The 18,833-nt window shown below is 71.2% G+C and carries 16 protein-coding genes; 3 read left to right on the top strand and 13 right to left on the bottom strand.

The features are described from left to right. Window positions 1-16: 16 nt before the first annotated feature. Both ACQPW6_RS09600 and ACQPW6_RS09605 read right to left on the bottom strand, forming a co-directional pair. Window positions 17-244 carry an FmdB family zinc ribbon protein gene (locus ACQPW6_RS09600; protein ID WP_433889137.1) on the bottom strand — a complete coding sequence of 76 codons (228 nt, stop codon included), beginning with the start codon at window positions 242-244 and terminating at the stop codon, window positions 17-19. 73 nt (window positions 245-317) lie between these two features. Continuing rightward, entirely contained in the window at window positions 318-977 is a 660-nt protein-coding gene (locus ACQPW6_RS09605; protein WP_433889138.1) for an O-methyltransferase, read from the bottom strand. 36 nt (window positions 978-1,013) lie between these two features. On the opposite strand from ACQPW6_RS09605, the gene ACQPW6_RS09610 reads away from it, so the two are divergent. Beyond that, complete coding sequence (locus ACQPW6_RS09610; protein WP_433889139.1) at window positions 1,014-1,646, top strand: nucleoside/nucleotide kinase family protein; 633 nt, start codon at window positions 1,014-1,016, stop codon at window positions 1,644-1,646. 18 nt (window positions 1,647-1,664) lie between these two features. Here the strand turns inward: ACQPW6_RS09610 and ACQPW6_RS09615 are convergent, their stop codons facing one another. The 3 genes from ACQPW6_RS09615 to ACQPW6_RS09625 form a co-directional block, all read right to left on the bottom strand. Beyond that, window positions 1,665-2,483: an HAD family hydrolase gene (locus ACQPW6_RS09615; RefSeq protein WP_433889140.1), complete on the bottom strand. Its 819-nt coding sequence runs from the start codon at window positions 2,481-2,483 to the stop codon at window positions 1,665-1,667. Continuing rightward, a complete protein-coding gene (locus tag ACQPW6_RS09620) occupies window positions 2,480-5,149 on the bottom strand; it encodes a phosphoribosyltransferase (RefSeq protein ID WP_433889141.1) in 2,670 nt (889 codons plus the stop codon). Before ACQPW6_RS09620 ends, ACQPW6_RS09615 begins: the two co-directional genes overlap by 4 nt. 114 nt (window positions 5,150-5,263) lie before the next feature. Then, the gene (locus ACQPW6_RS09625) at window positions 5,264-6,433 is read right to left on the bottom strand and encodes an HpcH/HpaI aldolase/citrate lyase family protein (RefSeq protein WP_433889142.1); all 1,170 of its coding nucleotides are present in this window, start codon (window positions 6,431-6,433) and stop codon (window positions 5,264-5,266) included. Window positions 6,434-6,638: 205 nt separating this feature from the next. Between ACQPW6_RS09625 and ACQPW6_RS09630 the strand changes: the two genes are divergently transcribed. Then, window positions 6,639-7,568 (top strand): TerD family protein, encoded by a 930-nt coding sequence (locus ACQPW6_RS09630; protein ID WP_433889143.1) that lies wholly within the window; start codon window positions 6,639-6,641, stop codon window positions 7,566-7,568. A 63-nt stretch (window positions 7,569-7,631) separates the two neighbouring features. Here ACQPW6_RS09630 and ACQPW6_RS09635 read toward each other — a convergent pair whose 3' ends face one another. The 8 genes from ACQPW6_RS09635 to ACQPW6_RS09670 all read right to left on the bottom strand — a co-directional run bounded on the left by ACQPW6_RS09635 (window position 7,632) and on the right by ACQPW6_RS09670 (window position 15,634). Further along, window positions 7,632-9,131: an ABC transporter substrate-binding protein gene (locus tag ACQPW6_RS09635; protein ID WP_433889144.1), complete on the bottom strand. Its 1,500-nt coding sequence runs from the start codon at window positions 9,129-9,131 to the stop codon at window positions 7,632-7,634. Then, window positions 9,128-11,128: an ATP-binding protein gene (locus tag ACQPW6_RS09640; RefSeq protein ID WP_433889145.1), complete on the bottom strand. Its 2,001-nt coding sequence runs from the start codon at window positions 11,126-11,128 to the stop codon at window positions 9,128-9,130. The genes ACQPW6_RS09635 and ACQPW6_RS09640 overlap by 4 nt, the downstream gene beginning before the upstream one ends. Before the next feature lie 152 nt (window positions 11,129-11,280). Beyond that, window positions 11,281-12,018: a TerD family protein gene (locus tag ACQPW6_RS09645; protein ID WP_433889146.1), complete on the bottom strand. Its 738-nt coding sequence runs from the start codon at window positions 12,016-12,018 to the stop codon at window positions 11,281-11,283. Between the two features lie 74 nt (window positions 12,019-12,092). Further along, the gene (locus ACQPW6_RS09650) at window positions 12,093-13,295 is read right to left on the bottom strand and encodes a DUF475 domain-containing protein (RefSeq protein ID WP_433889147.1); all 1,203 of its coding nucleotides are present in this window, start codon (window positions 13,293-13,295) and stop codon (window positions 12,093-12,095) included. 65 nt (window positions 13,296-13,360) lie between these two features. Next, a complete protein-coding gene (locus ACQPW6_RS09655; protein WP_433889148.1) occupies window positions 13,361-13,936 on the bottom strand; it encodes a TerD family protein in 576 nt (191 codons plus the stop codon). A gap of 26 nt (window positions 13,937-13,962) precedes the next feature. Beyond that, complete coding sequence (locus ACQPW6_RS09660; protein ID WP_433889149.1) at window positions 13,963-14,538, bottom strand: TerD family protein; 576 nt, start codon at window positions 14,536-14,538, stop codon at window positions 13,963-13,965. Between the two features lie 100 nt (window positions 14,539-14,638). Next, the gene (locus ACQPW6_RS09665; protein WP_433889150.1) at window positions 14,639-15,118 is read right to left on the bottom strand and encodes a peroxiredoxin; all 480 of its coding nucleotides are present in this window, start codon (window positions 15,116-15,118) and stop codon (window positions 14,639-14,641) included. 75 nt (window positions 15,119-15,193) lie between these two features. Next, window positions 15,194-15,634 carry a DUF3052 domain-containing protein gene (locus ACQPW6_RS09670; RefSeq protein WP_433889151.1) on the bottom strand — a complete coding sequence of 147 codons (441 nt, stop codon included), beginning with the start codon at window positions 15,632-15,634 and terminating at the stop codon, window positions 15,194-15,196. Between the two features lie 428 nt (window positions 15,635-16,062). On the opposite strand from ACQPW6_RS09670, the gene aceE reads away from it, so the two are divergent. Then, window positions 16,063-18,810, top strand: coding sequence for a pyruvate dehydrogenase (acetyl-transferring), homodimeric type (gene aceE, locus ACQPW6_RS09675; protein WP_433889152.1), 2,748 nt, complete (start codon window positions 16,063-16,065; stop codon window positions 18,808-18,810). The last annotated feature ends 23 nt before the right edge of the window (window positions 18,811-18,833 follow it).

Consider the following 18,833-nt stretch of genomic DNA (forward strand, 5'->3'; position numbering starts at 1 on the left):
GCGGGCGTTTCCGCGGTCAGCTGCAGCAGCCGCCACCGCAGCAGCTGCCGCCGCCACCGTCTGCGGCGGGGGCCTGGCCGGACGGGGCGACGCCGGCCGAGGTCGCCACGGAGACGGTGGAGAGCAGCTTCACGGTGTCGCCGTGGCCCTGGGGGCAGGGCGCCGGGGCGTTGGCCTGCGCCATCGGGCGGCGCATCTCGAAGGTGGAGCCACAGGTCTTGCAGCGGTACTCGTAACGAGGCATGGCCTCAGCGTAGCGGCCCGGCGGGCCGGACATGCCGGGTGCCACGGGGACACCCGGCGCCCGGCGCCGTGGGCTACTTCTTGCGGGCCAGGGTCAGGCCGTCGGCCACGGTCAGGAGGACGTCGTCCACGCGGTCGTCGGCGCGGGCCATGTCGTTGAAGGCGCGGATCGCCGCCGCGCTGCCGGTCGCGTCGGGGTCGGTGACCTTGCCGTGGAAGAGGGTGTTGTCCACCACCAGCAGGCCGCCGGGGGTCATCCGGGGCACCAGCTCGTTCCAGTAGTCGATGTACGGCTTCTTGTCGGCGTCGATGAAGGCCAGGTCCACCCATTCGCCGCCGGGCAGCGCCCGCAGCGTGTCGAGCGCCGGGGCGATCCGCAGGTCGATCCGGTCGGCGACGCCCGCCTCCGCCCAGGCCGCGCGGCCGATCGACGTCCACTCCTCGGAGACGTCACAGGCGATCAGCCGGCCGCCCTCCGGCAGCGCCTGCGCCATCGACAGCGTCGAGAACCCGGTGAACGTGCCGACCTCCACGATCTGCCGCGCACCGGTCAGCCGGACCAGGAAGGCCAGCAGCGGCCCCTGCTCCTCGGCCGTCTGCATCCCCGCGTCCTCGCCGAGCTTGGCGTGCGTGGTGTCCACCAGGCCGCGCTGCACGCTGTCCAGCGGCGGGTTGTGGTCCAGGACATACGCGTACAGCTCGGGCGTGAGATCGAGGTTCTTCGTCTCGTACAAGAGTCTTCTCCCTGACGTAGCACTTAGGGTGACGGGATGCTCGTGGATGACGCGGTCGCGCTGGTGCCCAGCATTCCTGGCCGCAGGGCCCTGCTCGGCCTCACGGGCGCGCCGGCCGCGGGGAAGTCCACGCTGGCCCGCCGCCTGGTCAACTCGGTCAACGAGCGGGTCGGCCCGGACAGTGCGGCCTACGTGCCGATGGACGGGTTCCATCTGTCCAACGCCCAATTGGAACGGCTGGGTCTGCGGGACCGCAAGGGCGCACCTGACACCTTCGACGTGGACGGCTACGTCCACTTGCTGCGACGCCTGCGGGCCGAGCGGGAACGAGCGGTCTACGCCCCTGACTTCGACCGGCGCCTTGAGGAACCGGTCGCCGCCGGCCTGGTCGTGCCGGCCGGCGTCCGGCTGGTGGTGACCGAGGGCAACTACCTTGCCGACGACGGCCCCGGCTGGGACCAGGTGCGCGACCTGCTCGACGAGCTCTGGTACGTGGAGGTGCCCCGGCAGATCCGCGAACGCCGGCTGCTGCGGCGGCACTTGCGCGGCGGCCGGACCGAACGCGAGGCGCGCGCCTTCATCGCGGCCAGCGAACGCCCCAACGCCCGGCGGATCGAGCGCGGCCGGGCGCACTGCACGCGGGTGATCGTGACCGGCCGCGACCGCTGAGGCGGCCCTCCGCGGTAGTCAGTCCGAGGCGCGGACCAGCATCCGGCGCAGGATCTCCTCGCCGGCCGCCACCCCGACCGTGGCCAGCGCGGTGACGTGCGGCGCCGTCCAGCCGGCGTCGGCGAGTTCGCCGTGGCCGGGAGTCCAGCCGATGTCGGCGGCGAGCAGCAGGTCCGCGTCGAGCAGCGAGTCGCCGGCCGCGAGCACATGGCCGGCGCCGGTCCTGCGGACCACCTCGGCCAGTGCGGCGCTCTTGGTGAGCGGCCCGGGCACCACGTAGATCTTGCGGCCCTGCAGCGACACCGTCCAGCCCAGCGGCTCGGCCCAGGCGGCGAGGTCCTTCACCCAGTTCAGCGGCAGCCGCTCGCGGTCGACGACCAGGTAGGCGAACAGGTCCTCGGCGATCCGCTCCTTGCGCAGCCACTCCGGGTCGGCGGTGGCCGCCAGGTGCGCGCGGATCTCGGCGAGCGGCGCGGAGCCGTCGGCGAGCCGTCGGCGCATCTCGGCGGCCCAGTCGTGGTCGGTGCGGCCGTCCACCAGCAGGTGGCCGCCGTTGGCGCAGATCGCGTACTGCGGCTCGCCGACCGGCAGGCTGATCCGGCGGTACTGCTTGCGGGTCCTGGTGGTGGTGGGCACGAACCGTACGGTGTCGGCGAGTTCGCGCAGCAGCCGGCCGGCGGTCTCGGTCAGGTACGACAGCGGCCTGGACTCGTGCACCTCGACGCACAGCAGCCGGGGGGCGTGCTCGTCGGGCATGGCCAGCGCCAGCGCGGCGGCGGAGTAGATCAGGGTGCGGTCGAGGTCGCTGGCGACCAGGACCCGGTTGGCACCGGTCACTTGGCGTCCACCGCCAGGCCGTCGGTGCCGGTGGCGCCCCGGGTGTAGCGGGGGTGGATCAGGCCCACGCACGAGTACGGCAGCCCGTCCACCTCCTCGACCGGCACCCCGCGCTGCTCGGCGAGCAGCCGTACGTGGTCCAGGTCGGCGCCGGCGCCGCGGCCGGCGAGGATCTTCCACGGCACCCGGCGCAGCAGCACCCGGGTGGTCTCGCCGACCCCGGGCTTGACCAGGTTCACATCGTTGATGCCGTACTCCTCGCTGATCCGCTCGACGGCCGCCCAGCCCGCCCAGGTCGGTGAACGGTCCTCCGCCAGCAGCGACTTGACGTCCCCGGCGACGACGTCGGCGACGGTGCCGAAGGCGCGGGTGACGGTGTCCAGGAACAGCCCGGAGACGTCGGAGCCGGCCAGGTCGCGGTAGAACTTCGCACCGTGGAAGTCGGCGGGGCCGGTCAGGTCGGCGCGCAGCACCGTACGGGAGACCAGGCCGGAGACGGTGGAGTTGAGGCACGCGGAGGGGATCAGGAAGTCATCGCGGGTGCCGTAGGTGGACACGCAGCCGCCGGGGTCGGCGAGCACCGCGATCCGCGGGTCGAAGACCCCGGGCCCCTCGAACTGAGCGACGGCGTCGGCCAGTTCGCGGGTGATGGCGCCCTTGCCCGTCCAGCCGTCCACGAACACCACGTCGGCGGCGGGGTGGTGGGCGGCCAGCCAGCGCAGCGCGTTGGCGTCGATGCCGCGGCCGCGCACGATCGACACGGCGTAGTGCGGCAGTTCGAGGCCGTGCGCGTGCCGGGCCCAGCGGCGCATCAGCACGCCGACCGGGGTGCCGGCCCTGGCCAGCGACACCAGGACGGCGTCCGGGCCGCGTTCGGCGATCACCAGCTCGGTGACCGCGCCGACCGCACGGGCGATCCGCTCCGCGGAGGCGGCCAGCGCGGACCTGAACAGCTCCTGGTAGGCCGGGCTCGGCTGGTACTCCACCGGCAGCGACTCGGCGTAGTGCGCGCCGCCGCTCTGGATCGCCTCCTCGCGCTCCTCGGTCGGCGCCTCCAGCTCCACCGCCGACAGGTCCTTGAGCAGCCAGCCCACCTCGTCGGCGGCGTACGAGCCGAAGTCGGGGCCGCGCAGCGGCTCGGGCAGCGGACGGGGGGTGTCGCTCATGGCGGCGGTGGATCCGTTCGGGTGGGAGGCGGTCGGGCGGGACGGGGCAGTGGACTCGGCAGCGGGGGCGGCGGACCTGGCGGCCATCCGGGACCGCAGCCTGGCCCGCAGCCGCGGCTGCGGGCGGTAGGCGGGGACGACGGCGAGCAGCACGTCCGGGGTGTGCGCGGCGAGCTGCGCGAGCAGCCCGTCGGGCGCGTACAGCTCGGCGGTCTCCCCCGCGGAGTCGACCACGCACACCACCGCGTCGAACCCGCCGCCGGCCACGTTGTACGCGTACCGCTCCGGCGAGCCGCCGTCGGTGGGCTCGTCATGCGCCGGGAAGACGATCCGGCTGCGGATCGCGTACCCGGGATCGTCCACGGCGAGGACGGGCGAGCGGGTGGTGGTCGAGAACAGCACGATCGCCCCGGGCCGGGGGCCGGGGGCGGATCGACCGCTCCCGAGCGGGGCGCCGGCCGGCCGGAAGGCAGCGGCCTCGGCGCCGGCAGGACCGGACGGGCCGCCGGGCGCCGCCCCGGGCACCGCCAGGGTGTCCTGGAGGGCCGCCGCCAGGCGGAGTGGGGTGTACATCAGTTCCTCGGTGCCGAGGACCAGGATGCGGCGGGCGGTGGGGGGCAGGGCGGCGGCGATCCTGGCGGACATCGCGGGGAGCGCGGCCTCCAGGGTGGTTCGGTGCTCGGGGGTGAAGCCGTGCCGGCCGCCGTCGGGCAGGCCCTGCGGCCAGCCGAGGTCGAGGTGGGTCACGTCGTAGGGCGCGGCGGGCGCGGGCGGCGGGGTCTCGTGGGCGGCGACCAGCTGCCGGCCGCGCTCCAGGACGCCCGCCGGGAGCGACACGGTGCCGCCCGCGAGCGCCAGCACGTCGACCCGGGCGCCGAGGCCGGCGGCGAAGTCGGCCAGCCCGTCCCGGTCGGCGGCCGAGCGCATGTCGGTGAGGGCGACTATCACGTAGTGCTCGCGCGGGTGCCGGGCGTGCAGGTCGCGGATGGTGTTCAGCACCGTACGGCCGGTGGAGAACTCGTCGTCGACCAGCACCAGCGGCCCGCTGCCGGCCAGCAGCCCGGGGTCCTCGGGCAGCAGCAGGTGCCCGCTGGCGTGGCTGTGCTCCTCCTCGAAGCCGCCGCCGGCCGCCACCCCGGGCACTTCGCGCCGGGTGGAGTGCAGGTATGGCACGACGCCGATCCCGTCGGCCACCGCGTGCCCGAGGCCGGTCGCGGTCTCGGCGTAACCGAGCGCCACCGCCCGCTCCGCGTCGGGGCCGAGCAGGTCGCGGACCCGCTCGCCGAGCACGAGGCCGTGGCCGTAGATCTCGGCGGGCGCGCACGGCACGTGCTTGCCCAGGACGTGCGACACCAGCAGGTGTGCCCGTCTGGGGTTGCTGCGCAGCGCGAGGCCGAGGAGGCCGCGCAGATCGTCGTCGGTGCGGCCATCGCCGGCCAGCAGGCCGATGCCCAGCCGGTCGGCGACCCACTGACCGGTCCAGGGCGTCTTCGTAGCCATGCGGTGGTGCACTTCCGTTCTTCTCCGGGTGGTACCGGCCTTACGGGCGGTACCGGGGCCTCGGGGTGGGTCCCGAGCCGCCCCGCGGCCGTCGTCCGGGCCGCCGGGCGGGGGTCAGGACTGCGGCAGGCTGGCCGTGAGCAGTTCCACGAAGCCGATGTCCTCGCGGGCGACGCCGAACGCGTCGGCGCGCCGCATGGTGCGCTCGGCCCAGGCGCGGTGCGGCTTCACCTCGTTCATCTTGTTGGTGTAGGCCGAGCGGAGCACGCCGCCGCCGCTGCGGTCCTCCCGCAGCAGGTCGGCCGCGTCGCTGTACTCCTCGTGGGTGACCACGCTGAGAGCGTGCACCACGGGCACGTGGGTGGGGTGGATGCAGGTCTTGCCCTGGAGGCCGTTGGCCCGGTCGAGCTCGATCTCCCGGAGCAGGCCGTCCATGTCCCGTTCCAGCAGCGAGTCGCGCAGGTACTCCGCCTCGGGGGTGAACGGGCTGCGGCGCAGCTGCGGCTTGAACATCCGCTCACTGTGCGGGAAGTACTCCCAGACCGGCCCCGACACGGTGAAGCCGCTGCCGTCGGCGCGGCCGAGCACGTTGACCACGTCGCCGATCACCGAGGCGACGATCTGCACGTCGTAGGCGGTCATCGCGGGGGCCCTGCGCAGCCCGTAGGAGGAGCAGAAGTCGGTGACGCCGAGCCGCAGCGCGAGCACCCGGTCGCGGTACTTGTCGACCGTGCGGGAGATGCCGTGCAGCGTCTCGACCCGGGTCTCCAGATGCATCAGCTGCGGCGACTCCAGTACCGGCATCGCGAACAGCCGGCGGCCGGCCGCGGCCTCCGCTCTGGTCAGCGCCTCCAGGAAGGGGACGCCGGTCTCCTCGGTGAACTTCGGCAGCACGAATCCGGAGAGCAGCGACACGTGCTCACCCAACCGGGTGACCAGGTCGGTGATCTGGCCGGGTGTGCGGACCCGGATGAACAGCAGCGGAACGGCCGTGCCGGCCGGCCGGGCCGCGAGGTCGGCGAACTGCCGGACGAGGTTGGCCTCGCCCGCGGCCACGTCGCGGTCGTCTATGGAGTCCTCGAGGCACAGCACCGTGGAGACCAGCCCGCGTCCGGCCTGCTTCAGGACGTCGTCCGCCAGGTGCGGGCGGGTGGCCGGGCTGTAGAGGGTCGCGCCGAGGGCGGTCGCGAGCATGCGTGCGGGCGAGTCGGCGGAGAACTCCTGCGGCTCGCGGTGGAACAGTTCACCTCGGACGTCCGACGCGAGGTGGCCGAAATGTCGCATGCGCCCCCTTTCAGGTACGGGTTCGGAAACGAGTCCAGGTACGGGTTCTGCTACCGACCTGAGGACATCTGGCCGATTATCGTACGTGTGAGCATGGGTGAGAGGTTCCCTTCGTACGTGAAAAACAGGTAACCGGGGCGGGTCAGCGGGGTGACCGTCCGAACCGGCGTTGTGGCCGGGGCCGCCGGGAGGACAAAATGACGGCATGACCCACGTGATGGTGAAGGGCATGAACGTCCCGGTGGAGGCCCCGGGCATCCGGGCGGTACTCCGCTGGAACCCGGCCTCCGGCACGCCCGACGTGGACGCCTCCGTGGTGCTGCTCGGGGAGAACGACCGGGTTCGTAACGACGAGGACTTCGTCTTCTACAACGAGCCCCGGCACCCGTCCGGGCTGGCCCGGCACCTGCCCAAGGCCTGGCGGCCCGACGGCCTGACCGACACCGTCGAGGCCGACCTCGCCGCGCTCGGCCCGGACGTGCACCGGGTGGTGATCGCCGCCTCCTGCGACGGCGGCACGTTCCGCCAGGTGCGGGGCCTGTGCCTGATGCTCTACGACACCTCGGGGCCGCAGTCCGAGCCGGTGGTCACCTTCGAGGTGCGCCCCGACACCGGCAGCGAGACCGCGCTGATCTGCGGCGAGCTGTACCGCAAGGGCGGCGGCTGGAAGTTCCGCGCGCTGGGGCTCGGCTACGACACCGGGCTGGTCGGCCTGGCCACCGCGTTCGGCATCACGGTGGACGACGAGGAGGTCGAGGCGGCCCCCGCACCGGCCCCCGCCGCTCCCCCGGAGCCGGAGCCGACCGCGCCGATGGCGCAGGGCGCGATGGAGACGATGGCGCCGGCCGCCGATCCGGGGCCGACCAGCGCCTACGGCTATCCGCTGCAGGCGCCCTCGGCCGCGCATGTGCCGGCCCAGCCCGCGTACGGCTACCCGCAGCCGGTCGCGGCCTCCGTCCCGCCGCCGCCGACCGCGCCGCCCAGCGTGGCGCCGCCGGTCCACCAGCAGCCGCAGCAGGGCTTCCCGGCGTACGGCTACCCGCAGCCGGTGGCCGCGGCGGCCGGGAACGGGGCCGGGGCGGACGGGGCTTTCACGCTGCCGCCGCAGGGCCCGCAGTTCCAGCCGGGGCACTGAGGCCAGAGCCGGCCCGGCCCCGGCCAGGGCGGGCCGGGCCGGGGCGCGCTGCCGCCGGGGCCGCTACGGCCGCAGCACCTGCTGGAACGTGTACTTCTCGTCCGGGGTCAGCTCCACCAGCGACATCGGCTTGTTCTGCGGATCGCCGTTCGGGCCGAACTGGATCGGGCCGCCGGCTCCCTCCACCGAGGAGAGGCTGACCAGCGCGTTCATCGTGCTGCCCGCGGTGACCGGTGCGCCGTCCGGGCCGGCCGCGTTCCTGATCGCCAGGCCCAGCGTCCACACCGCGTCATGGCCGAGGATCGCCTGGCCGTCCTGGAACTCCGCGTCCCCGGTGCCGCCGAACCGGCTGTGGTACTGCTCCAGCAGGTCCTGGTAGAACCGGTCGCCGGGCGGCGGGAGCTTGGCCGGCAGCGCGGGGTGGGCGAGCGCGCTGTAGAGCACCCTCACCCCGCTGACCTTCCAGTCGCTCGCGAACCGGGTGCGCACGGTCTGCGAGGTGGACTGGTCGTAGTAGACGCCGACCGCGTCGTCGCCGGTCAGCAGCGTGACCGGGCAGCGCCGGTCGGGCGCCGACATCGCCGTGATGAAACCGCGCAGGTTCTCGCCGCGGCCGGCGAAGAACACCGCGTCCGGCTTCTTGCCGCACACCTGGTCGGCCACCGAGGAGAAGGCGTTGCTGACCCCGTCGGAGCCGGACAGGTACTGCGCCTCGCTGCTCAGCACCGACAGCTTCTGGGTCCGGGCCGAGGACAGGAAGTCCTGGTAGAGCGAGGTGTTGTAGATGTCGCCGTTGCTGCGGTCCCTTATCACCATGACCTGGTAGCCGGCTTCGCTCTTCTGCTTGCCCTTGAGGTACTTCACCATCGCGCCGACCTGGTCGGAGTTGGGCACCGCGCTGCGGAAGAAGCCGACCTTGTCCTTCGAGGCGAGCTCGTCGGCGGTCACCGTGGCGCCCATCATCGGCACCGGGACCTTGGCGTCCCGCAGCGCGTCGACCAGGCTCAGGGTGCCCTCCCTGCTCTGCCCGAAGCCGGCCACCGCGACCAGGTGGCTGCCGTCCTTGGTCATCGAGATCAGCTTGTCGGCGACCGGCTTCCACTGCTGGGACTTCAGCCCGACGTTGGCCACCACCAGCCGGATCTGCGGGTTGTCGCCGTGCCCGCCGAGTGCCGCGTCGTTCAGCTGCCGCTGGGCCAGGTAGGCGCCCTCCAGCTCCTCGCGGATGTCGTACTTGAACGCGACCTCGGTCGGGTCGTCGGTGATCGGCTCCACGTAGGCGACGGTCACCGACTTCTTGCCGCTCTTGGCCACCGCCTTGTTCTCGTCGGAGATCTGCCGCATGACGGTCTTCAGCGACGAGTCGAACGCCTTGGAGCCGCTGACGCCGATGCACTCGTCGTGCGGGCCGGTCTTCTTCAGGCCGCTGCCGCACGAGACGAACACGTGTCGGTACAGGGAGATGCCGCCGAACACCAGGCCCGCGACGACCGCCAGCACGACCACGATCCACGGCCACCGGCGGCGCGGGGCGGGCGGCAGCTCGAACGTACCTGTGCTCACCAGGGCTTCCTCTCGTACTGCCTGACCTTGTGGTCGAACACGTCCCGATCCGCCTCGCCGCCCCGGGTCAGCCGCCGCAGCGTCCTGAACTCCTCGGCGATGTAGTAGTACAGCTCCGCGTACGGGTCGCCGAGCGGGTCCTCGTAGACCCCGGAGTGCGGGTCGGTGCGCGGGTGCGCGGTGACCCAGCCGGCCGCGAGCAGCCGGGTGATCGCCTGCCGGCCCTCGTCGCCGGTGGGGGTGCCCACCAGCCGCACGTAGCGGTCCCTGGCCGGTTCCGGCAGCCCTCCCGCCCAGCGGGCCGGGGCGCGCTGGATGAGGGACAGCTCGTCGCACCAGCGGGTGGCGGGCATCGCGTGGAACCGGGCGTGCAGGTAGTCCACCGCCGCGTCCAGCCGGCCGCGGGCCAGCTCGTGGTAGGCCACCAGGGCGCCGTCGGCCCCGGCCGCGGCGGCCAGCGCGCTGTGCGCGCCGTCCCAGGTGCCCGCGCCCTCGACGCCGGCGGTGGCGTCGAGCCGGCGCAGCAGCAGGAAGCGGACCGCCGGGTGGTAGACGACCTGGCCGTCGTCCTCGAACCGGCGGCGCAGCGCGGGCGGCACGTGCCGCCACAGCTCGGGGGCGGCCTCGGCCTGGCCCTGGCTGAGGGCCGCCGCCGCCCGGGGCAGCAGGGTGCGCAGGCCCGAGTCGCAGTCGGTCAGCAGCAGGTCGAGGGTGGCGTCGGCGACGGTCGCCGCGCCCCGGTCGCGGCCGGCCGGATCGGCGGCCACCGGCAGCAGCGGCCACTCGCGGATCCGCTCGTCCCACGGCTTGGCGGCCGGGAACCTGGACACCGCGTCCAGTACGGCGGCGGTGGCGGCCGGCTGGCCGCGGGTGACGCCGTGCACGACCCAGCCCAGCCAGTACGAGGCGGTGTCGGCGGCAGGCTGCTCGGCGCCCTCGGGGAGCGCGGCGAGCACCGCGCCGGCGTGCTCCTCGACCTCGTCGCGGTTCAGGTCGCGCAGCAGCCCGACGTGCAGCCGCCCCACCGGGACCGGGGTGAACTTCTCCGCGTCGCCGCTCCAGCTCCTGTCGTAGTCGGGCAGCACCGCGAGCCTGCGCTCCTCGCGGATCAGCGACTCCGGCTGGTGGCGGGCGGCGGAGACGATCAGCAGCGGGTCGGTGCGGGCCGGCTTGAACTGGGTGCCGCGGCGGACGTCCAGCAGCAACTGGAGGAAGGACTCGCCGAGGTCGCTGTCGACGTTGTCGAGCAGCAGCAGGCAGTGCGCGGTGCGCCGCTGGTGGCCCGACCGGTGCAGGTAGGCGTCCCGCAGGTCGGCGAGGAACGCGTCGAGCAGCAGCCGCTGCGCCTCCTTCTGCTGCTCGGGGTAGCCCCGGAACAGCCGGTTGACGCCGACCAGGAAGTCCGCGCCGGCCCGCGGCCCGCCGACGTCCCTCGCGGCCCTGGCGACCCGGCGGTTGATCCTGGTCCTGGCCTGGAGGCGCTGGGTGCTGCGGATCAGCGGCACGATCTGGGTGACCCAGCCGGGCAGCATCCCGCCGGCCACCCCGGCGACGCTCTCCAGCAGCGGCTGCAACGACTCGTAGGAGTAGTCCTGGGTGGCGGTGCCCTGGAGCAGGGTGCGCATCTGGTTGACGGCCGCACCGCGGTCGCGGGTGTTGACGGCCGCCGCGGCGGCCAGCAGCAGCACGGTGAAGGACGGGAAGCCCAGCTGCGGGAAGCCGTCCTTCCTGGCCTGTAACTGGTAGGCGAGGTCGGCCAGCGCGTCGAACAGGGTCTTGTCGCCCTGCTCCATGGCCGCCAGGTCCAGGGTGGCCAGCGGCGCCGCCTGGCCCCAGGCGCCGAGGTGGCCCAGCAGGCTGGTCTTGCCGCTGCCGCGCGGGCCGAGCAGCAGCAGTGCGGGCAGGTCGGTGAGCGGACCGGGCGAGCGCACCAGGTGCGTGCCGGCGTAGCTCTCTATCGCCCGGTCCCTCAAGGACCGCCCGGGCCATTCGGGCAAAGGACTCCCCCAGCCGCCGCAGTCGAATGTCGTGGGTTACCAAGAGTGCCCGAATTACCGTGTGCGGTAAGGGAGTTCAGCCAAAGCCGTGATCACTTCGTGGCAACCGGGCGGCAGAAGCGCGGGGTTCAGACCTTGTGTCAGACCTTGTGTCAGACCTTGTTGGTGCTCTTGTATCCGCGGCCCCATTGCAGGCCCCAGCCGTAGAGCCGGTCGATCTCGGCCTGGAATCCGTACACGTACTTCACCTCGCGGCGCACCACCAACTCGCCCTTGCGGTTCTCGATCAGCACCACCGCGCAGGACCTGGCCTGCGGTTCGCGCTCGCTCAGCGGGATCTCGATCCGCGGTCCCGAGCCGGGGAAGATCTCCACCTTGGCGTGGGTGCGGTCGAAGGCGGGCGTGCCGTCGTAGATGTAGACGAAGACCAGCAGCCGCTTGAACTCGTCGCGCTTGTCGAAGTTGATGTAGAGGGTCTCGCCGGAGCCGCTGCCGAACCGGTCGTCGCCGCTCATCTGGATGTACGGCGGCGCGTCGAGGTCGCCGAGGAAGTTGCCGAGCGGCTGGACCACGCCCTTGGAGCCGTCGGCCAGTTCGTACATGCAGGCCAGGTCCAGGTCCACATTGACCATCGCGGGACCGGCGGCCTGCACGACCTGCGGCCGGAACACGTCGAACTGGCGGCGCAGGAAGCCGCGCTGGTCGTTGCTCCAGCCGCCGGTGTCCGAGGTGCGCATCTCCCAGGACAGGTTGACCCGCATGTTGCCGACCGCGGCGCCCTGCTTGGTCAGCGACACCAGCGGGTGCCGCTTGGTGAGCTCCACGGTGTGCGCGTTCGCCACGTCGAACCGCTCGGCCCCGCTGGGCCGCAGAAAACTCCACCACGCCATCGCTTCACCCTCCCCTGTGAGCAGCGCTGCCCCCGCCGGACGGCGGGGGCAGCGCTGTTGGTGCGGCGGGCGGGTCAGACCCCGCTCGTCACTTCCGTCTTGTCGTCGTCCGACTCCTGGGATCCTTCCCCGAGCCGGCGGTTGCGTACCACCGACGACCAGTAGGACGCCGCGATCAGGACAACGCCGACGAGGCCGGTGATGACCTCGCTGACGTCGTACTTGATGGTGACCAGCAGGATGATCGACAGGGCGCCGATCGCGTAGTGCGCGCCGTGCTCCAGGTACACGTAGTCGTCCAGGGTGCCCCGGCGGACCAGGAAGACGGTGAGCGACCTGATGTACATGGCGCCGATGCCCAGACCGAGGGCGATCTCGAAGATGTCGTTGCTGACCGCGAAGGCGCCGATCACGCCGTCGAAGGAGAAGGACGCGTCGATGAGCTCCAGGTACAGGAACATGAAGAACGCGGCCTTGCCGGCCATGCCGACGGTCCGCGCCCGGCTGCTGCCGGTCTTCTTGGCGGCCACCGGGGCGACCTCGCCGGCCGGCTCGGCGGGCTCGGCGCCCTCCGTGTCCCCTTCGCCGTCCTCGTCCTCTTCCTCGTCGTCCTCCAGGCGTTCCTCGAAGTAGCCGGAGACGCCGCCCACCACGAGATACGCCAGCAGGCCGGAGACACCGGACAGCAGCACCGTCTCGGCCTTGTCGATGGTGCCGTGGCCGCCGCCGTGCACCGGGACCCCGGTGGCGACGGTGGTGGCCGCGATGATCAGGGCGACCATCGCGACGCACACCGAGAGCATGTCCAGCTTGCCGAGCTTGGCGAGCGGCTTCTCCAGCCAGGACAGCCAGGTGATGTCCCGGTCCTCGAAGATGAAGTCGAGGAAGATCATCAGCAGGAACATGCCGCCGAAGGCGGCGATCGCCGGGTGGGCGTTGGTGACCAGCAGCTCGTACCGGTCGTGGTCGTTGATCGCGACCTTGACCGCCTCGTACGGGCTGAGCTTGGCCGTCACCGACACGATCAGGATCGGGAAGACCAGCCGCATGCCGAACACCGCGATCAGCACGCCGATGGTCAGGAAGATCTTCTGCCAGAAGGCGTTCAGCTTCCTGACGATGCCGGCGTTGATGACCGCGTTGTCGAACGAGAGCGAGATCTCGAGGACGGACAGGATCGCCACGATCGCGAGCCCCTTGCCTCCCCAGAGGATGAAAGCCAAGACCAGGCCGGCGACGGTGATACCCATCGACCAGCCGAATGTTCTGAGGAGCACGTGCTACCCACCCAATCCCTCTGGATCCCCGTCAGACGGAGGATGCCCCCGCGGCGTGCGCGGCTTTACGAAACGTTGACCCCGAAGTCTAGGGCGATACCCCGCAGTCCCGATGCGTACCCCTGGCCAACAGCACGGAACTTCCACTCGCCGCCGTAGCGGTAGAGCTCGCCGAAGATCATCGCCGTCTCGGTGGAGGCGTCCTCCGTGAGGTCGTAGCGGGCCAGCTCCGCGCCGTCGGCCTGGTTGAGCACCCGGATGTACGCGTCGCTGACCTGCCCGAACGTCTGGGAACGGGCGTCGGCGTCATAGATCGAGACCGGGAAGACGATCTTGTCCACCCGCTCGGGGACGGTGGAGAGATCGACCAGGATCGTCTCGTCGTCACCGCCGGTGCCGCCCACCAGTTCGTCACCGGTGTGCTCGACGGAGCCCTCCGGGCTCTTCAGGTTGTTGTAGAAGACGAAGTACTCGTCCCCCAGGACCCGGCCGTTGCCGCAGAGCAGCGCGCTGGCGTCCAGGTCGAAGTCGGCTCCGGTGGTCGAGCGGTTCCTCCAGCCGAGCCCGATCTGCACCTTGGTGAGATTCGGAGCGGCCTTGGAGAGGGAGACATTGCCTCCCTTGGCGAGCGTGACGCCCATTGTGGTTCGTTCCTCCCCGTGTGTTTTCAGACGTTGACGCCGAAGTCCTGTGCGATGCCGCGCAGGCCCGAGGCGTACCCCTGTCCGATGGCCCGGAACTTCCACTCCGCGCCGTGCCGGTACAGCTCGCCGAAGACCATCGCGGTCTCGGTGGAGGCGTCCTCCGTGAGGTCGTAGCGGGCCAGCTCGCGCTGGTCGGCGGCGTTGAGCACCCGGATGTAGGCGTTGCGCACCTGGCCGAAGCTCTGCTGGCGGCCCTCGGCCTCGTAGATCGAGACCGGGAAGACGATCTTGGAGACATCGGCCGGCACGCCGGCCAGGTTCACGTTGATGACCTCGTCGTCGCCCTCGCCCTCACCGGTGAGGTTGTCACCGGTGTGCACCACGGAACCGTCCGGGCTGGTGAGGTTGTTGAAGAACACGAAGTGCGCGTCCGACAGCACCTTGCCGGTGTCGTTGGTCAGCAGCGCGCTCGCGTCGAGGTCGAAGTCGTTGCCGGTGGTGGTACGGGCGTCCCAGCCCAGACCGACGACGACCGCCGTGAGATTGGGCGCCTCCTTGGTCAGCGAGACGTTGCCACCCTTGCTGAGGCTGACTCCCACGAGTCCTCCCGTCGGTTCGTTACTCATTTTTACGGATATGTAGTGCTCTATGCCGTGAAGTGCCGCCGAAAGCGCGCGGCACTGGATCAACGTGCAGAGCTTAGTGACCCGTTCCCGTGACCGGCAGGTCTTCGAGCGCCTTTGCGTACTCGTGCAGGTCCCGGGCGTCCGGCAGACCGTTGACCACCGTCCAGCGGATGACGCCCTGCTTGTCGATGACGAAGGTGCCGCGCAGCGCGCAGCCCTTGTCCTCGGCGAAGACCCCGTAGGCCCGGGCGGCCTCGCCGTGCGGCCAGAAGTCCGACAGCAGCGGGTAGTCGAGGCCCTCCTGGTCGGCGAAGACCCGCAGGCTGTGCATGGAGTCGCAGGAGACCGCGAGCAGCTGCACGTCCTCGTTCTGGAACGCCGGCAGCTCGTCGCGCAGCGCGCACAGCTCGCCGGTGCAGACCCCGGTGAAGGCGAACGGGTAGAAGAGCAGCACCACGTTCTTGGCGCCGCGGAAGTCCGCGAGCCGAACGGTGCGGCCGTGCTGGTCCTTCAGCGTGAAGTCCGGCGCGATGTCGCCGGTGGAGAGCGTCATGGACCAGTTCTCTCACACGTAAGCCCCTTGGTGCGGCTTTCGGCCGCATCAAGGGGCACCGGAGGGACGGAAGGGCTACCGCTTGCCCGCCCTGGCCGCCTTCGGGGTGACAAGCCGGCTGCCGGTCCAGTCCTTGGCAGCGTTGACGCTGCTGGTCTGGGCCAGGCCCGCGGTCTGCGCCGCCTCGCCGATCTCGCTGGGTTCGACGTGGCCGTCACGCCCCGTCTTCGGGGTCATCAGCCAGATCGGGGCACCGGGATCGACGGTAGAGGTGGCGTCCACCAGTGCGTCGGTGAGGTCGCCGTCGTCCTCCCGGAACCACAGCAGGACGGCGTCGGGCACGTCGTCGTACTCCTCATCGGCGAGCTCTTCGCCCGTGAGCTCCTCGATACTCTCGCGAAGCTCCTGGTCGCAATCCTCGTCGTACCCGAGCTCCTGGACCACCTGTCCGGGCTCGAAACCAAGCCGGCTTGCCGGGTTGGTCCGCTCCTCCGCGTGGTCCGCGGTCGCGCTCACGCTTTGCCTCCTGTCATGGGGACTGCCATTGCGTCGGTCATGGAGTATGTGTTCCCGCGCCGGTGCGGGTTATTGGCGGTAGTCCACACGGGCGCGGCGGATCGCGCAAGTACCCGGCGTACGAGACCACCGAAACAGTGATGATTCGACCGTGTCACCGCAACCCGTACTGCCAATGGTGACGCAGATCACGACGGTTTGCCGGTGTTGCGCACGATTGGCGTCGCGAGTCGGTCGTACGTCCGACTGGGCGTAGAGTTCAGATTTGGCCTCACCCGGCCTCCGGCCGGGGGACTCACAGGCCGCGTAGCGCCGCCGTCTCAATGACCAGCGGTTACCGCTCGGTAGAGATGACGTTTCGAACGGCGCGGTACACGATGGATGCGGCGAGACCCCAGCAGAGCACCACCGAGCAGCGAAGGAACAGCGTGGCTTCCGGATCCGATCGCAACCCGATCATCATTGGCGGCCTTCCCAGCCAGGTCCCGGATTTCGATCCCGAGGAGACGGCGGAATGGCTCGACTCGCTCGACGCGGCCATCGACGAGCGCGGCCGCCAGCGTGCCCGCTATCTGATGCTCCGCCTCATCGAGCGCGCGCGCGAGAAGCGCGTGGCCGTGCCCGAGATGCGCAGCACGGACTACGTGAACACCATCGCCACCAAGGACGAGCCGTTCTTCCCCGGTAACGAGGAGATCGAACGCAAGATCCTCAACGCCACCCGGTGGAACGCGGCAGTGATGGTCTCCCGCGCGCAGCGCCCCGGCATCGGGGTCGGCGGCCACATCGCCACCTTCGCCTCCTCCGCCTCGCTCTACGACGTGGGCTTCAACCACTTCTTCCGCGGCAAGGACGACGGCCTCGGCGGCGACCAGATCTTCTTCCAGGGCCACGCCTCCCCCGGCATCTACGCCCGCGCGTTCCTGCTCGACCGGCTCTCCGAGGCCCAGCTCGACGGCTTCCGGCAGGAGAAGTCGAAGGCCCCCAACGGGCTGTCCAGCTACCCGCACCCGCGGCTGATGCCGGACTTCTGGGAGTTCCCGACCGTCTCGATGGGCCTCGGCCCGCTCGGCGCGATCTACCAGGCCAGGATGAACCGCTACATGGAGGCGCGCGGCATCGCCGACACCTCCAAGTCGCACGTGTGGGCGTTCCTCGGCGACGGCGAGATGGACGAGCCGGAGTCGCTCGGCCAGCTGTCCATCGCCGCCCGCGAGGGCCTGGACAACCTGACCTTCGTGGTCAACTGCAACCTCCAGCGGCTGGACGGCCCGGTCCGCGGCAACGGCAAGATCATCCAGGAGCTGGAGTCGCAGTTCCGCGGCGCCGGCTGGAACGTGATCAAGCTGGTCTGGGACCGCACCTGGGACCCGCTGCTGGCCCAGGACCGGGACGGCCTGCTGGTCAACAAGATGAACATCACCCCGGACGGCCAGTTCCAGACGTACGCCACCGAGACCGGCGCGTACATCCGCGAGCACTTCTTCGGCGACGACCAGCGGCTGCGCAGCATGGTCGAGGACCTCACCGACGAGCAGATCCTGCACCTCGGGCGCGGCGGCCACGACCACCGCAAGATCTTCGCCGCCTACACCGCGGCCAAGGAGCACCAGGGCCAGCCCACCGTGATCCTCGCCCAGACGATCAAGGGCTGGACGCTCGGACCGAACTTCGAGGGCCGCAACGCCACCCACCAGATGAAGAAGCTGACGGTGGACGACCTCAAGCGGTTCCGGGACCGGCTGCACCTGCCGATCACCGACCAGCGGCTCGACGAGGGCTACCCGCCGTACTACCACCCCGGCCGGGACTCCGAAGAGATCCAGTACATGCACGACCACCGCAAGGGCAACGGCGGCTATGTGCCGACCCGCGTGGTGCGCGCCAAGCCGCTGCCGCAGCCGGCCGACAAGACGTACGCCGCCGCCCGCAAGGGCTCGGGCCAGCAGTCGATCGCCACCACCATGGCGTTCGTGCGGGTGCTCAAGGACCTCATGCGGGACAAGGAGATCGGCAAGCGCTTCGTGCTGATCGCCCCCGACGAGTACCGCACCTTCGGCATGGACGCGTTCTTCCCGAGCGCGAAGATCTACAACCCGCTGGGCCAGCAGTACGAGTCGGTGGACCGCGAGCTGCTGCTCGCCTACAAGGAGTCGCCGACCGGCCAGATGCTGCACGACGGCATCTCCGAGGCCGGCTGCACCGCCTCGCTGATCGCGGCCGGCTCCGCCTACGCCACCCACGGCGAGCCGCTGATCCCGGTCTACGTCTTCTACTCGATGTTCGGGTTCCAGCGCACCGGCGACCAGTTCTGGCAGATGGCCGACCAGCTCTCCCGCGGCTTCGTGCTCGGCGCGACCGCCGGCCGCACCACCCTCACGGGTGAAGGGCTCCAGCACGCCGACGGCCACTCGCACCTGCTGGCGTCCACCAACCCGGCCTGCGTGGCGTACGACCCCGCGTACAGCTTCGAGATCGCGCACATCGTCAAGGACGGCCTGCGCCGGATGTACGGCGAGACCGCGGACGGCCGCCCCGGCGAGGACGTCTTCTACTACCTGACGGTCTACAACGAGCCGATCCAGCACCCGGCCGAGCCCGCCGACGTCGATGTCGAGGGCATCCTCAAGGGCGTCCACCGCTTCAAGGCGGGCGAGGCGGGCAGCGTGCCGGCCCAGATCATGGCGTCCGGCGTGGCCGTGCCGTGGGCGGTCGAGGCGCAGCGGATCCTCGCCGAGGACTGGGACGTACGCGCCGACGTATGGTCGGCCACCTCCTGGAACGAGCTGCGGCGCGAGGCCGTCGACGTGGAGCGGCACAACCTGCTGCACCCGGAGGAGGAGCAGCGCGTGCCCTACGTGACGCGCAAGCTCTCGTCGGCGCAGGGGCCGTTCGTGGCGGTCTCGGACTGGATGCGCTCGGTGCCCGACCAGATCGCCCGCTGGGTGCCCGGCCGCTACACCTCGCTCGGCGCCGACGGCTTCGGCTTCGCCGACACGCGCGGGGCCGCACGGCGTTTCTTCCACATCGACGCGCAGTCGATCGTGCTCGCGGTGCTGACCGAGCTGGCGCAGGACGGGAAGATCGACCGCTCGGCGCTGAAGCAGGCGATCGACCGCTACCAGCTGCTTGACGTGGCCGCGGCCGACCCGGGGGCGGCGGGCGGCGACGCCTGAGCCCTGACCTGAGCCCTGAGCGG

The sequence above is a fragment of the Streptomyces sp. CA-111067 genome, assembly GCF_050956065.1.
Taxonomy (GTDB): Bacteria; Actinomycetota; Actinomycetes; order Streptomycetales; family Streptomycetaceae; genus Actinacidiphila.

Coding starts and splice junctions, on each gene's coding strand:
- ACQPW6_RS09600 (WP_433889137.1), bottom strand. CDS start 244: ATGCCTCGTTACGAGTACCGCTGCAAGACCTGTGGCTCCACCTTCGAG.
- ACQPW6_RS09610 (WP_433889139.1), top strand. CDS start 1,014: ATGCTCGTGGATGACGCGGTCGCGCTGGTGCCCAGCATTCCTGGCCGC.
- ACQPW6_RS09620 (WP_433889141.1), bottom strand. CDS start 5,149: ATGGCTACGAAGACGCCCTGGACCGGTCAGTGGGTCGCCGACCGGCTG.
- ACQPW6_RS09625 (WP_433889142.1), bottom strand. CDS start 6,433: ATGCGACATTTCGGCCACCTCGCGTCGGACGTCCGAGGTGAACTGTTC.
- ACQPW6_RS09630 (WP_433889143.1), top strand. CDS start 6,639: ATGACCCACGTGATGGTGAAGGGCATGAACGTCCCGGTGGAGGCCCCG.
- ACQPW6_RS09645 (WP_433889146.1), bottom strand. CDS start 12,018: ATGGCGTGGTGGAGTTTTCTGCGGCCCAGCGGGGCCGAGCGGTTCGAC.
- ACQPW6_RS09655 (WP_433889148.1), bottom strand. CDS start 13,936: ATGGGCGTCACGCTCGCCAAGGGAGGCAATGTCTCCCTCTCCAAGGCC.
- ACQPW6_RS09665 (WP_433889150.1), bottom strand. CDS start 15,118: ATGACGCTCTCCACCGGCGACATCGCGCCGGACTTCACGCTGAAGGAC.